The 14,585-nt window shown below is 67.1% G+C and carries 10 protein-coding genes and 1 pseudogene; 9 read left to right on the top strand and 2 right to left on the bottom strand.

Features of this window, described 5'->3' with window-relative positions; all coding sequences use genetic code 11:
* Together A5624_RS10855 and A5624_RS10850 are read right to left on the bottom strand one after the other, a co-directional pair.
* Window positions 1-759: endopeptidase (locus A5624_RS10855; protein ID WP_066865913.1), on the bottom strand; the 759-nt coding region annotated here is incomplete at its 3' end.
* A gap of 65 nt (window positions 760-824) precedes the next feature.
* Window positions 825-1,592: a TVP38/TMEM64 family protein gene (locus tag A5624_RS10850; RefSeq protein WP_066865902.1), complete on the bottom strand. Its 768-nt coding sequence runs from the start codon at window positions 1,590-1,592 to the stop codon at window positions 825-827.
* 180 nt (window positions 1,593-1,772) lie between these two features.
* On the opposite strand from A5624_RS10850, the gene mutA reads away from it, so the two are divergent.
* The 9 genes and pseudogenes from mutA to A5624_RS10805 all read left to right on the top strand — a co-directional run.
* Window positions 1,773-3,650, top strand: a complete 1,878-nt coding sequence (gene mutA / locus A5624_RS10845) for a methylmalonyl-CoA mutase small subunit (protein ID WP_066865899.1) — start codon at window positions 1,773-1,775, stop codon at window positions 3,648-3,650.
* Window positions 3,651-3,655: 5 nt separating this feature from the next.
* A complete protein-coding gene (gene scpA / locus A5624_RS10840; protein ID WP_066865896.1) occupies window positions 3,656-5,920 on the top strand; it encodes a methylmalonyl-CoA mutase in 2,265 nt (754 codons plus the stop codon).
* A gap of 95 nt (window positions 5,921-6,015) precedes the next feature.
* Window positions 6,016-6,995, top strand: a pseudogene (gene meaB / locus A5624_RS10835) (methylmalonyl Co-A mutase-associated GTPase MeaB).
* A gap of 52 nt (window positions 6,996-7,047) precedes the next feature.
* Window positions 7,048-8,334, top strand: a complete 1,287-nt coding sequence (locus A5624_RS10830; protein WP_066865891.1) for a serine hydrolase domain-containing protein — start codon at window positions 7,048-7,050, stop codon at window positions 8,332-8,334.
* Between the two features lie 241 nt (window positions 8,335-8,575).
* A complete protein-coding gene (locus A5624_RS10825) occupies window positions 8,576-9,736 on the top strand; it encodes an acyltransferase (RefSeq protein WP_082990537.1) in 1,161 nt (386 codons plus the stop codon).
* Window positions 9,737-10,028: 292 nt separating this feature from the next.
* Complete coding sequence (locus A5624_RS10820; protein ID WP_066865908.1) at window positions 10,029-10,943, top strand: sulfotransferase family protein; 915 nt, start codon at window positions 10,029-10,031, stop codon at window positions 10,941-10,943.
* Window positions 10,944-11,477: 534 nt separating this feature from the next.
* On the top strand, window positions 11,478-12,479 hold the full coding sequence (locus A5624_RS10815) for a sulfotransferase family protein (protein ID WP_066865888.1): 1,002 nt from the start codon (window positions 11,478-11,480) through the stop codon (window positions 12,477-12,479).
* 177 nt (window positions 12,480-12,656) lie between these two features.
* The gene (locus A5624_RS10810; RefSeq protein WP_066865886.1) at window positions 12,657-13,766 is read left to right on the top strand and encodes an NAD(P)-dependent oxidoreductase; all 1,110 of its coding nucleotides are present in this window, start codon (window positions 12,657-12,659) and stop codon (window positions 13,764-13,766) included.
* A gap of 250 nt (window positions 13,767-14,016) precedes the next feature.
* Window positions 14,017-14,585 (top strand): TylF/MycF/NovP-related O-methyltransferase (locus A5624_RS10805; RefSeq protein WP_066865905.1); only part of this gene is annotated, 569 nt, incomplete at its 3' end.

Below are 14,585 nucleotides of genomic sequence, written 5' to 3'. Positions count from 1 at the left end.
CAGGAACACGACCTTGCTGCCGGTGATCTCCACGATCTGCCCGCAGGCGTCGGCACCGGAGCCCATGCCGAACTTGCACAACTGCTGGCCGATCTGCAGGTTGGTGGCCACACCGGTGACCGCCAACGACGAGGCGATCGCCGAGGACTGGGGAATGTTGTCGCCGTCCAGCGCGATCAGGCCGATGTCGTGCTGCTCGTTGTGCACTCCCTCGTTGACCGTCTTGCGGAAGGTGCCCACCGTCGCGTAGGGCAGGACGCCGCCCAGGTTCATCGTCACCCTGCTGGGTTGCCCGGGGCGGTTGCAATGCCCGGCGGTCAGAATCCCGGCCGCGCCGCCGCTGGTGTGCACCAGAAAGCCTGCGGTGCAACCCATTCCACCCGAGCCGTCGGCGTAGGCGACGTAGATTCCCGCCCCGGGGCCCACCGCACTGGCGGCGGGCAGATCGATCGGCGCCAGGACGGGCGGCGGCGGCGCCGGCTGCTGCGCCGGCGTGGTGGCCCTGGGGTACAGGCAGACGGCCGTCACCAGGGCGGTGACGCTGCACACCGCCGCGAGGGTGAGCAATGAGGTATGGATCCTGGCGCGGCGGGGGTGCACGCGCAAGCTGGCGAGGAGGCTCCTCTTCGGCTTGCTACGCAGCTCGCCCGGACCGGGTAGGAACCCCAGCATGGCGAGTACCGCCAACACCAGGGCGCTCAGGGGCAACGCGACAGTACGAGCCGGCGAGTATGGCGTCCCCCAGCTCGCGACCTCCATCGCGTACACCACTCCATTAGATCGATCTTTGCCGCACCGCGCGGCGGTCTTACCGAAGTTGGTGATCAGCTGACGGCGGCCGGCTCGGGGGAGGCTTCCTCGTCGAGCGGACGGCGCGCACGGCGGTGGTGCCGACGGAAGTGGCGGATCTCGACGATCAGCCCGGCCAGTCCCAGCGCGCTGGTGATCGCCGACACCAGATACAGCAGCGCGCTGATGTGACCGGCGAGCGCATCGCCCAAGACGACCACGGCGGTGGTGCCGGGCAGCAACCCGGCCAGGGTCGCCACCGCGTAGGGCAGCACCCGCACGCTCGACGCGCCCGCGGCGTAGTTGAGCGCCGAGAACGGCACCGCGGGAATCAGCCGCAGCGACAAGATGGCCAGCCAGCCCCGTTGCCGCAGGCGCTCTTCCACCGTTTCGATCGATCGGTAACGCGCCAGCCGGTTCAGCCGCCAGCCGGCCGCGCGCACCAGCAGCAGCGCGATCATCGCGCTCGCGGTGCTGGCGACCACCGCGATGGCGACGCCGAGCAGTGGTCCGAACAGCAGTCCGGCGGCCAGGGTGAACGCGGTGCGCGGAACGGGCACCACCGTCACGACGATGTGGGCGATCAAGAACGCCAGGGGGAACCACGGTCCGACGGACTGCGCCCAGTCGCGCATCTGCACCGGCGAGGGCAGCGGAAGCCACGCCGCCAGCACCACCAGCGCTGTGATGCCCACCACTGTCCAGGCGATCCGCGACCGCGACACGCTTCGCGCGGCGACGCCGATGGCGCAGCCGAGATCGCGCAGCGTTTCGGTGATTTTGCTGGTGGCGGAACCCGTCACGGCTTCCTAGGGTACGGGGCGCGGGTGAATAAGGCGTTGCCAGACGCTGGTGTTTCATCGGCAATCGTGACCGCCCGCCGCACCTGGCGGTTTTTAGCGACGAGCGGTCATCAATTAGCCTCAGTAGCTAGTGGTATCCCCAGAGTTGTAGCCCCAAATGCTGGGAAAAGGGAGCAATCGGTGTCCATTGATGTACCCGAGCTCGCCGACCTAGAACAGGTTCGCGGGCGTTGGCGCAGTGCGGTCGCCGGTGTGCTGGCTAAAAGCACCCGGAAGGACCCCGAGCAGTTGGGGGACGCGCCCGAGCGGCTGCTGGAAACCCCGACGTATGACGGGATCGCGATCCGCGCGCTCTACACCGCGCTCGACGAATTGCCGGAACCGCCGCTGCCGGGCGAGTGGCCCTTTGTGCGCGGCGGCGACGCGCTGCGCGACGTCAAGTCCGGCTGGAAGGTCGCCGAGGCGTTCCCCGCGACGCCGGTGCCCGGTGTGGCGGCAAAGGACGTCAACTCCGCGGTGCTCGACGCGCTCGGCAACGGGGCCGGCGCCGTGGTGCTGCGGATCGGGGAGTCGGGCGTGGCGCCCGACCAGCTGGGCGAGGCGCTCGAGGGCGTCTACCTGAGCATGGCGCCGCTGATCCTCGAGGCCGGCGCCGACTACGTGGCGGCCGGCGACGTGGCGCTGGCGCTGGCGGACGCGGTCGAACCCGACCAGCGCGCCACCCTGTCGATCGACCTGGGCGGTGACCCGCTGAGCGCGGCGCTCAGCGAGCGGCCCGCACCGAAGATCGAGGACGTGGTCGCGGTGGCCAAGCGGGCCGCCGATCACACCGGGGTGCGCGCGATCACCGTCGACGGGCCCGCCTTTCACAACCTCGGCGCGAACGCGACGTGGGAGGTCGCCGCGAGTGTGGCGGCCGCGGTGAGTTACCTACGGGTGCTCACCGAATCGGGGCTGACGATCGGCCAGGCGTTGCGGCAGCTCAGCTTCCGATTCGCCGCCGACGACGACCAGTTCATCACGATCGCCAAGTTCCGCGCCGCCCGCAACCTGTGGGCGCGCGTCGCCGAAGTCGTCGGCGAGCCGGACGCCGGCGCGGCGGTCGTCCACGCCGAGACGTCGCTGCCGATGATGACCCAGCGCGACCCGTGGGTGAACATGCTGCGCTGCACCCTGGCCGCCTTCGGTGCCGGCGTCGGTGGCGCCGACTCCCTGCTGGTGTTCCCGTTCGATGTGGCCATCGACGGCGGATTCCCGGACGTGGCAACGAGTTTCGCCCGCCGCATCGCGCGCAACACGCAGCTGCTGCTGCTCGAAGAGTCACATGTGGGCCGGGTGTTGGACCCGGCCGGTGGCTCCTGGTTCGTAGAGGACCTCACCCGCCGCCTGGCCGAGCAGGCCTGGGAGCATTTTCAGGCCATCGAGGCCCACGGCGGATTCACGCAAGCCCGCGATTTCATCGCCGGTCAGATCGCCGAGGTCGCCGCTCGCCGCAGTGACGACATCGCGCACCGCCGGACGGCCATCACCGGCGTCAACGAATTCCCCAACCTCACCGAACCGCCTTTGCCGCAAAGCGATTCGACGTATTCGCCGCTCGCCGCCGGGAAGCTGGTGCGTTACGCGGCGGAGTTCGAGGCGTTGCGGGATCGCTCGGACGCGTACCTGGCCCGCACCGGATCGCGCCCGCAGGTGCTGTTGCTGCCGCTGGGTCCGCTGGCCGAGAACAACATCCGCGCGACGTTCGCCTCGAACCTGCTGGCTTCCGGCGGTATCGAGGCGATCAACCCGGGAACGGTCGACGCCGACGGTGTCGGCTCGGCGGTGACCGATGCCGGGTCGCCGACGGTGGCGGTCATCTGCGGCACCGACAAGCGCTACCAGGCCGAGGCCTCGGGCGTCGTGCGGGCGGCGCGGGACGCCGGCATCGCGCGCGTCTGTCTGGCCGGGCCCGACAAGGCCGTGGCCGACGCCGAGCACCAACCGGACCAATTCCTGACCGCGAAAATCAATGCGGTGCAAACTCTGTCGGATCTGCTCACAAGGCTGGGGGCGTAGTTACGATGACGACCACTGCACCTGCTGTCGGCAGCTTCGCCGACGTGCCGCTGCACAGCGAGCGGGCGATCGCACCGGCGACCGAAGCCGCCGTGAAAGAACACGTGGCCGCGGCGGCGGCGGCGCATCTGTACACACCGGACCAACTGCAATGGCAGACACCGGAAGACATCGACGTCAAACCGGTCTACATCGGCGCCGACCGCGCCGCCGTGGAGGCCGACGGGTATCCGCTGCACAGTTTTCCCGGCGAGCCGCCGTTCGTGCGCGGGCCCTACCCGACGATGTATGTCAACCAGCCGTGGACGATTCGGCAGTACGCTGGTTTCTCCACCGCCGCGGAGTCCAACGCGTTCTACCGGCGCAACCTGGCCGCCGGGCAGAAGGGCTTGTCGGTGGCCTTCGACCTGGCCACCCACCGCGGGTACGACTCCGACCATCCGCGCGTGCAGGGTGACGTCGGAATGGCCGGTGTGGCAATCGATTCCATCCTCGACATGCGCCAGCTGTTCGACGGCATCGACCTGTCGACGGTGTCGGTGTCGATGACCATGAACGGCGCGGTGCTGCCGATCCTGGCGCTGTATGTGGTGGCCGCCGAGGAGCAGGGGGTGCCGCCGGAGAAGCTGGCCGGCACCATCCAGAACGACATCCTCAAAGAGTTCATGGTGCGCAACACCTACATCTATCCGCCCAAGCCGTCGATGCGCATCATCTCCGACATCTTTGCCTACACCAGCGCGAAGATGCCGAAGTTCAACTCCATCTCGATCTCCGGCTACCACATCCAGGAGGCCGGTGCCACAGCCGATTTGGAGCTGGCCTACACGCTGGCCGACGGGGTCGACTACATCAAGGCCGGCCTGGACGCCGAGCTGGACATCGACAAGTTCGCGCCCCGGCTGTCCTTCTTCTGGGGCATCGGGATGAACTTCTTCATGGAGGTCGCCAAGCTGCGGGCGGGCCGGCTGTTGTGGAGCGAGCTGGTGTCCCAGTTCAACCCGAAGAACGCCAAATCGCTGTCGCTGCGCACACATTCGCAGACCTCCGGCTGGTCGCTGACCGCGCAGGACGCCTTCAACAACGTCGCCCGCACCTGCATCGAGGCGATGGCCGCCACGCAGGGTCACACCCAGTCGCTGCACACCAACGCGCTCGACGAGGCGCTGGCGCTGCCCACCGACTTCTCGGCCCGCATCGCCCGCAACACGCAGCTGGTGCTGCAGCAGGAGTCGGGCACCACGCGGCCCATCGACCCGTGGGCGGGCTCGTACTACGTCGAATGGCTGACGCATCAACTCGCGCAGAAGGCCCGCGCCCACATCGCCGAGGTCACCGAGCACGGCGGCATGGCCCAGGCCATCAGCGACGGCATCCCCAAGCTGCGCATCGAGGAGGCGGCCGCGCGCACCCAGGCCCGCATCGACTCCGGCATCCAGCCGGTGATCGGGGTCAACAAGTACCAGGTCGAAGAGGACCAGGAGGTCGAGGTCCTCAAGGTCGAGAACAGCCGGGTGCGGGCCGAGCAACTGGCCAAATTGCAAGAGCTGCGGGCGAATCGGGACCAGAGGGCCGTCGACGCGGCGCTCGCGGAACTGTCGCGCGCCGCGGCCGCCCATTCCGGCGCAGCCGGTAAGGGGGACCGAGACGGGTTGGGCAACAATCTGCTGGCGCTGGCGATCGATGCGGCCCGGCACAAGGCCACTGTCGGCGAGATCTCCGACGCGCTGGAGAAGGTGTATGGCCGCCACCAGGCGGAGATCCGTACTATCGCCGGGGTCTACCGCGACGAAGCTGGAAAGGCCACGAACATGGCGACCGCGACCGAACTCGTCGAGAAGTTCGCGGAAGCCGACGGTCGCCGCCCCAGGATCCTGGTGGCCAAGATGGGCCAGGACGGCCACGACCGCGGCCAGAAGGTGATCGCGACCGCGTTCGCGGACATCGGATTCGACGTCGACGTCGGATCTTTGTTCTCCACGCCCGAGGAGGTGGCCCGCCAGGCCGCCGACAACGACGTGCACGTGGTCGGGGTGTCCTCGCTGGCGGCCGGTCACCTGACGCTGGTGCCGGCGCTGCGCGAGGCGATGGCCGAGGTGGGACGGCCCGACATCATGATCGTGGTGGGCGGCGTCATCCCGCCGGGCGACTTCGACGAGCTCTACGAGGCCGGGGCCGCCGCCATCTTCCCGCCCGGGACGGTGATCGCCGACGCCGCAATCGGCTTGCTGCACAAGCTCGCCGAGCGGCTGGGTTACGACATCGGCTAAATGGCTGACGATCTCTTCCGCGAGCGTAAGCACGCCGCGAAAAATCCCGGCCGAATCCGCAGTGTGTTTACGCTCGCGGGCCAGGAGAACTGGAAATGAGCTCGCAACTGGCCGAGGCGGTCCGCAACGGCGACCGCGCGGCCTTGCCGCGGGCCATCACGCTGCTGGAGTCCACCCGCGCCGACCACCGCGAAAAGGCGCAGCAGCTGCTGCTGGAGCTGACGCCGGACTCGGGCAACGCCTATCGCGTCGGCATTACCGGGATCCCCGGGGTGGGCAAGTCCACCAGCATCGAGGCGCTCGGCATGCACCTGATCGAGCTGGGCCACCGGGTGGCGGTGCTGGCCGTCGATCCGTCATCGACGCGGACCGGCGGCTCGATCCTGGGCGACAAGACCCGGATGGCGCGCCTGGCAATGCATCCGGATGCATACATTCGGCCCTCGCCCACCTCGGGCACCCTGGGTGGGGTGGCCAAGGCCACCCGCGAAACGGCGGTGCTGCTCGAGGCCGCCGGCTACGACGTGATCCTGATCGAGACCGTCGGGGTCGGTCAGTCCGAGGTGACGGTGGCCAACATGGTCGACACCTTCGTGCTGCTGACCCTGGCGCGTGGGGGCGACCAGCTGCAGGGCATCAAGAAGGGTGTGCTGGAGCTGGCCGACATCGTCGTGGTGAACAAGGCCGACGGCGATCACCTCGCCGAGGCCCGGTCGGCGGCGCGCGAGCTGTCCGGGGCGATCAGGCTGATCCACCCGCGTGAAACGCTCTGGCGGCCGCCCGTTCTCACGATGAGCGCGGCCGAGGGGACCGGCCTCGAGGAACTGTGGGACACCATCGAACGGCATCGCCAGGTGCTCAGCGAGGCGGGGGAGTTCGAGGCGCGCCGCCGGGAGCAGCTGGTCGACTGGACCTGGCAGATGGTGCGCGACACGGTGCTGGACCGGCTGTTGTCCAGCCCGGCGGTGCGCAAGATCCGCGCCGACGTGGAGCGAAAGGTCAAGGCGGGGGAACTGACTCCCGCGCTGGCCGCCCAGCAAATATTGACGGCCGCGTCGGGCTAACGGATAGGTAAATAATCTAGATTTCGCTCCTACCGGTTGTGTAATGGAAGTAAATTCAAAGTTGTGACGGTGGATACCCGAGTCGATCGCCGCGCGGTCCGTGTCCACGATGACCTTGACGCAGGTCATCGTGTGTCCGGCGCGGCGGACTCACACTTCGGTTGCGTCGTTCGTAGTTTCGCCAGCATGTTCCCCGCGCGCCGGTTCGGTGGCGGGGCGCTGGCCGTCTATGTCGACGGCCAGCCCGTCGTGGACGTCTGGACGGGGTGGGCCGACCGGGCCGGGCAGCGGCCGTGGACGGAGAACACCGCCCCGATGGTTTTCTCGGCGACCAAGGGGATGGCCGCCACCGTCATCCACCGGCTCGCCGACCGGGGGCTGATCGACTACGACGCGCCCGTTGCCGAGTACTGGCCCCAGTTCGCGGCCAACGGCAAGGCCGACATGACCGTGCGCCAGGTGATGCGACACCAGGCCGGCCTGTCCGGCCTCGGCGGCGCCACCCAGGAAGAACTGCTCGATCACGTCGTGATGGAGGAGAAGCTGGCCGCGGCGGCGCCCGGACGGCTGCTGGGCAAATCGGCGTATCACGCGCTGACCTTCGGCTGGCTGATGTCCGGCCTGGGCCGGGCCGTGACCGGCAAGGGCATGGCCACGCTGATCCGCGAGGAGCTCGCCGAGCCGTTGGGCACCGACGGGCTGCACCTCGGCCGGCCGCCGGCCCAGGCGCCGACGCGGGTCGCCGAGATCATCTGCCCGCAAAACGTGATCGGGAACCCCGTCGTCAGCTACGTGACGCGCAAGGTGGCCAACGAGATGTCCGGGGCGTACCGGTCGATGTACTTCAAGGGTCTGATCGCCGCCGTTCAGGGCGACACCCCCTTGCTGGACGCGGAGATCCCGGCGGCCAACGGCGTAGCCACGGCGCGCGGGCTGGCCCGGATGTATGGCGCCATCGCCAATGGCGGCGAGGTGGACGGCATCCGCTTCCTGTCCCGTCAGCTGGTCGCCGGCCTGACCGGGGAGCGGAGCCTGCGGCCGGACCGAAACCTGTACGTGCCGTTAGCTTTCCACTTGGGATACCACAGTTTGCCGATCGGCAGTGTGATGCCCGGCTTCGGTCACGTCGGGATGGGTGGCTCGCTCGGATGGGCCGACCCCGCCTCGGGGGTGGCGTTCTCGCTGGTGCACAACCGGCTGCTGACACCTCTGGTGATGACCGATCACGCGGCGTTCGTCGGGATCTATGCATTGATCCGCCGGGCCGCGGAAAAGGTGCGCAAGCACGGCTTCCGCCCGGTCACCGAGTTCGGTGCGCCGTTCGCCGAGCCGGGTGCCGTCGCCGGCTGACGCCCAACGACGCCGAGAGGCGCTGAAAGAGTCTGGCCGCACCCGCACGGGTGAATTGCGAGCGCTGTACTCTGTGCGGGTGTTTGCCCCGTCCATTTCCGTGCATTCCGCGGTGTCGCCGGAATGCCGGTCAGTGATCTGCGCTCTGGGGGCGCGCTGATGGCCGGACGGCGATATTCGCAGCCAGGAAAGCGGCAAACTCAGGTCGCCTGGTCGAACGCATCGGAATCGAAACCCGTATATGAGTACGAACCCGAAAGTTCCCGGCCCCCACACGACGACCCGCGGCCGGCCAAAGCGGCCCCGGGCGGCTAGCCCCAGACTCGCGCAGGTATTCGACGCACGCAACAACGCACTGAACGCTTGGCGATTGGTGCTGGCGTCGGGCGTCATCCTCCAACACTCATGGCCGCTGACCGGCCGCAAATTGCCCGCACTGGGCGAGCAGCTGCTCACCCAGGTGTGGGTCGACGGGTTTTTCGTCGTCTCGGGATTCCTCATCACCTCCAGCTGGGTCCGCAACCCGCGCCTCCGCGAATACTTCGTCGCCAGAATCCTGCGTATCTTCCCTGGACTGTGGGTCTGCCTGGCGGTGGTGGCCTTCGTCGCCGCCCCGATCGGGGTCGCGATCCAAGGGGGTTCGGCCGCCAGGTTGCTGCTCTCACCCGCACCGATCACTTACTGGCTGAACAACGCGGTATTGAACGTCTATCACGCCGGCATCGACGGAACGCCCAAAAATGTCCCGTTCCCGGGGGTTTGGGACGGGGTGCTATGGACCCTCATCTTCGAGATGTTCTGCTACATCGCCGTTGCCGTCGCCGGCGTGGCCGGCCTGTTCAATCGTCGGTGGCCCGCGCCGGTGGTGTTCGCATTCTTCCTGGTGGCCGCGGTGCTCGTGTCATATCCCGTTGCGGCGGTGCCGACGCTTTTCCAGATGATCACGCGTTTCGCGCTCGTGTTCGCGGCGGGCGCGGTGCTGCATGAGTTTCGGGACGTGATTCCCGCTCGATGGTCACTGGTGGCCGTGAGCGCCGCCATCGTCGTGGTGGCCGGCGTGCTGGTGCCCAACTATCGGATACTCGCCGCGCTTCCGCTGGCCTACGCCGTCGTCGTCTCCGGCGCGCTGATCCACAACAGGCGCTTGCGGTTACGCACCGACCTCTCTTACGGCGTGTACATCTACGCGTGGCCCGTGCAGCAGCTGCTGGTCATCTGCGGCCTGGCCTTCCTGCCTCCGCTGGCGTTCGCGGTGGTCGCCGGAGTGGCCACGCTGCCGTTAGCCGCGCTCAGCTGGTTTTTGGTCGAGAAGCGCGCGCTGTCCCTCAAATCCCGCTTCAAGCGCCGAACGCGTGGATGGGTTGGCGCACCACCGCCCGCGGACGCCGTTCCGGCCGAATAAGTCGCCGGAAGCCGTGATGATTCGGCGGTTGTGCAAATAATGCACAATGCTCGCACGATTTAAGGCGGCGGCGTAGTGCTCGGAAACGGGTAATTGAACATCGCCCGAGAAATTGCAAAGTCATGCATAATTACCCGAGATCCGGGGGCCCGCCAGACGCGAACTGAAAGGTATGGGTTCCGCGATGACGCCTGCCCGGACGAGTCAATCCGCCGAATGCGCCGTCGATCTTCCGGCGCGTTCCTCCCAACCGGGCACCACGGTTCGCCCCGTCGCGCTGTTCGTCCTCGGCATGGCGCGATCGGGGACGTCGGCGTTGACCCGGGTGCTGTCACTGTGCGGAAGCACCCTGCCGGCCGGCATGTGCGGTGCCGACGGCAACAACCCGCGCGGCTATTGGGAGCCACGCGCGGCCATCATGCTCAACGAGACGATCCTGCGCCGCCACGCCAGCAACTGGTACGACCCAACCCTGCGCCTGCAGGAGGAGTACGCGTTCGGCGCCGAGGAGAAGAGCGCCTGTGTCGCCGAGATCGCCGCCTACCTCGGCACGCTGCCGGCGGCGCCGCTGGTGGTGATCAAGGAGCCGAGGATCACGGCGCTCTCCGGACTCTGGTTCGAGGCGGCGCGCCAGGTCGGCTTCGACGTCGCTGCGGTGATCGCGGTGCGCCACCCGCAAGAGGTCGTGGCCTCGGCGGCAAAGTATGTCCAAACTTCCGCCGAACTCTCCAGCGCCCTATGGCTCAAATACAATCTGCTGGCCGAACGGCACACCCGCGGGATGCCGCGCGTGTTCGTCGACTACGCCAACCTCCTCGACGACTGGCATCGCGAGATGAAACGGATTGCCACCACGCTCGAAATCGATCTGGACACCGCCGAAGAGAGTGCGATCGAGGAGTTCCTGACGCCCGATCTTCGCCGCCAGCGATACTGCGGCCCGGTGGCCGACCATTTCGGCACCGACTGGATCTCCGCGGTCTATGCAGCGTTGCGCGCGGCCGCTCAGGACGACCCTTTGCATGTGTCGACGCTGGACCGGGTTTTCGAGTCGTATCAGGCCAGTGAGCGTGATTTCCGCATGGCCTTCACCGAATTCCATACCCGAACGCACAGCGTGGTTCGCCGGCTGTTCAGGCCGTTCATCGTCAAGCGGATCCTCGAGCTCGGTGCGATGCTGCATCGGCGCCGGGGCGCCTGGGCCTAGCGTCGTGGCGGTCAGCGTCTTGACGAACACGTCGGTCTCGGCGCGGTTCGCCCCCCGCGGCCGAGATCGTTTGTTAAAGTAACCATGCTGTGTGCGCGGGAGTGGCCGCTGATCTGTCGACACGGCCGCGAGCGCCTGCCGACTTGGCTTACCCGGATGGACGTTCGAGATTGAAGCCACTTTAGAAGGCCGTCGATGCAATTCGTCTGCGCGTCATCCAAACATCAAGTAAGCGACACGGATTCGTAAAAATGGTGTCCTGATCCGTCGGGCCGGGTTATAGTCCTTAGCGGGCGCAATGATCCGATGTAATTGACCCCGGGGGGCGAAGTTGACGGTCGCAAGGCAGACCTGACTCCGCATGCGGGAGCTCGGTAAATAATCTTCCCTTTGTCAAACATGTTGTGAGGCCTGGAATTCAGGCTTCCGGTAATCGGTGCGCGCCGTCGGTCGGCCCGGCATCGAATCGGAAAGGCATGGATTACAAGAGAATCCGGAAGTCGGCCAGGACGAGTGAAAGGTTTTCGATTCGCGATGAGATTGCCCCGGACGAGCAGGCCAGCCGAGAACGCCGCCGATTTCTTCGGCAATACCCGTCCGGTCGTTCTGTTCGTCCTAGGGCCGCAACGGTCCGGAACCTCGGCGCTTACCCGGGTGCTGTCGTTGTGCGGTGGCACGCTGCCGGCGGCGATGCTGGGTGCCGACGCGAACAATCCGCTCGGCTACTGGGAGCCGCGGGCGGCCATCTCGCTCAACGAAACAATCCTGCGCCGTCTCGGGACCAATTGGTACGACCCGTCATTGCGCTTCCTGGACGACGACGCCGTGGCCCCCGACGAGAACAAGGCCTGCGTCGAGAAGATCGCCGCCTATCTGTCCACCCTGCCCGCGGCTCCGCTGGTGGTGATCAAGGAACCCCGGATCACCACGCTCTCCGACCTGTGGTTCGAGGCGGCGCGTCAGGCGGGATTCGACGTCGCGTCGGTGATCGCGGTACGTCACCCGCAGGAGGTCATCTCGTCGATCGTCAAGTCCTGGCACGTCTCTCCCGCGCTCGCGAGTGCCCTGTGGCTGAAATGCAACATCCTCGCCGAGCGAAACACTCGCGGCGTGCCACGCGTATTCGTCGACTATGCGAATCTTCTCGATGACTGGCGCCGGGAGATGAAGCGCATTTCCACCGAGCTGCCGGTCGAATTGCACACCCAGGACGAGGACGCGATCGAACAGTTCATCACCCCCGGTCTGCATCGCCAGCGGCACCGCGGGCCGGTGACGGACCTGTTCGGCGCGGATTGGATATCCCTTGTGTACGAGGCGTTACATGACGCCGCCCAGGACGATCCCGTCGACTTCTCCACGTTGGACCGCGTTTTCGCGTCCTACCGGCAAGGCGAGCGCGACTTCCGCAAGGCGTTCGAGGACTTTCACGGCCTATCGCACAGCATGCTTTTCCGCATCTTCCGGCCAGTCATCGCGCGGCCGGTGATGGAGGTCATGGCGATGGCGCATCGGCACAAGGGGACTTGGGCCTAGGGTTCTGCGCCGCGGGGCCGCTCGCGCACCCTTGTGCGCATTCGATGGGCCCGTGCGCTTCGCAGAATCCTCTGATGGCGCGCGAAGCGCCCGATATGATCGACCGGACCGCGCGCCGCTGGGTGCCGGCGATTTCTTCTGCACACGAAAGAAAGGCGTCGATTCTTGTCAGCGTCCGTGCTCATCAGTGGTGGGGCAGGATTCATCGGGTCGGCGCTCTCACACCGTCTCGTCGAGGCCGGATACGACGTCGCGGTGATGGACGTCTTGCATCCGCAGGTGCACGGCGGTGGCCGCCCGATCGAGTTGCCGCCCACCGTGCGGTTGTTCACCGGTGACGTCACCCACGCGCCCGATTGGGACGCCGTGTTGCGATTGTTCCGCCCCGCTCAGATCGTCCACCTGGCGGCCGAGACCGGGACCGCGCAGTCGCTCTCCGAGGCGACGCGGCACGGCTCGGTGAATGTCGTTGGTACCACTCAACTTCTCGACGCCTTGAGCCGCTCAGGCATCGTGCCCGAGCAATTGGTCCTGGCGTCCTCACGGGCGGTCTACGGCGAGGGCGCGTGGCAGTCCGGCGCGCACATCTTCTATCCGAAGCCACGCAGCCACGCACAGCTGGTGGCGGGCGTCTGGGATCCGCAAGGACCGGCCGGTGAACCGGCGGTGCCGCTGCCGAGCCGCGCCGACCGAACCGAGCCCCGGCCCACCAACGTCTATGCGGCGACCAAGCTCGCCCAGGAGCATCTGCTGGCCGCCTGGACGGCCGCGCACGACACCAATCTCAGCGTGCTGCGCCTGCAAAACGTCTATGGCCCCGGCCAGTCGCTGACCAACTCGTACACCGGGATCGTCGCGCTGTTCGCGCGGTTGGCGCGTCAAGGGCACGCGCTGGAGGTCTACGAAGACGGCCGGATCGTGCGCGACTTCGTCTACATCGACGCCGTCGTCGACGCGTTGTTCGCGGCCGTGCAGCGGCCAGCCACCCAGCCGCGCTGCCTGGACATCGGATCCGGCAGCGCCACCACCATCCACGAGCTGGCCAACACGATCGCCGCCATGTGTGACGCCCCCGAACCGGTCGTCGTCGGAAAATTCCGCGACGGCGACGTGCGCGCCGCGAGCTGCGATATCGAGCCGGCGCGGACCGAGCTCGGCTGGGAGCCGATGTCCACCCTCGGCGAAGGGTTGTCCGCCCTGCTCGAATGGATCGGCGGGCAATCCGATGCCCCCACCGCGTCGAACGAATCCGGCCGTCCGGTCATGGACCAGGCAGGGCGCCGCTGAGGGCCGTGGCCCCAGTTAACCACCCCAGCAAACCCGGCAACCGAGGCAGCGCAAATTTACGCCTATGATGGTTGCTACTGCTCGGTAGGGCTGCGTCAGCTCGCCGGTAGGAGCGGGGTAGGTCAAGGAGGCCGGTGAGGCGAGCTAGTTGGAAATGCGCAACGCATTGACGGCCTCGACGTTGGCGAGGTCATCACCGCCAGTACTTCATCTGAACTAAGGGGCAGCTTTGACCGTGGCCGATCGTGACATGCGATCTCCTTTTCTCGATACCCGATCCGCATACCTTGACCTGCTGCGACGTAACCTCACCCGGTACGGCAGCGACGAGTTGGTGCCGGTCGGCTGGAACTATCTCGGGCGTCCGCTGTTCAGCACCCGCAAGTTGATGCTGGTGCGCAAGCGCCCGTTCAACAAGCAGGCTCGTGATCTGGGCCTGGACTGGCCGGCGGATGCCCTGACGATGATCGGCATGCAGCGCCTGACCAGTTTGCAGCGGTGCGTCGAGACGGTCCTGCAGGAAGACGTACCGGGCGATCTCGTCGAGTGCGGTGTGTGGCGGGGTGGGGCGTCGATCCTGATGCGCGCCGTGCTGTCGGCCTATGGCGATAAAGAACGCCGGGTGTGGCTGTGCGATTCGTTCGAAGGGGTGCCGCCCCCGGACACCGCGCACTACGAGGCGGACAAGGGCATCAGGTTGCATCGCGCCGCCGGTGTGCTGGCGATACCGCAGGCGCAGGTCAAAGCGAATTTCGAGCGCTATGGGTTGCTCGATGATCAGGTGCGGTTTTTGCCGGGTTGGTTCAAGGACACCCTGCA

Origin of the sequence: Mycobacterium sp. 1482292.6 (genome assembly GCF_001672995.1) — a bacterium.
Taxonomy (GTDB): domain Bacteria; phylum Actinomycetota; class Actinomycetes; order Mycobacteriales; family Mycobacteriaceae; genus Mycobacterium; species Mycobacterium europaeum_A.
Note: the sequence above shows the minus strand (reverse complement) of the source record. Positions and strands in the feature narration are given on the sequence as shown.

What these genes read in the sequence shown, in the direction of transcription:
- scpA (WP_066865896.1), top strand. Translation starts at nt 3,656, where the DNA reads ATGACGACCACTGCACCTGCTGTCGGCAGCTTCGCCGACGTGCCGCTG.
- A5624_RS10825 (WP_082990537.1), top strand. Translation starts at nt 8,576, where the DNA reads ATGAGTACGAACCCGAAAGTTCCCGGCCCCCACACGACGACCCGCGGC.
- A5624_RS10820 (WP_066865908.1), top strand. Translation starts at nt 10,029, where the DNA reads ATGGCGCGATCGGGGACGTCGGCGTTGACCCGGGTGCTGTCACTGTGC.
- A5624_RS10815 (WP_066865888.1), top strand. Translation starts at nt 11,478, where the DNA reads ATGAGATTGCCCCGGACGAGCAGGCCAGCCGAGAACGCCGCCGATTTC.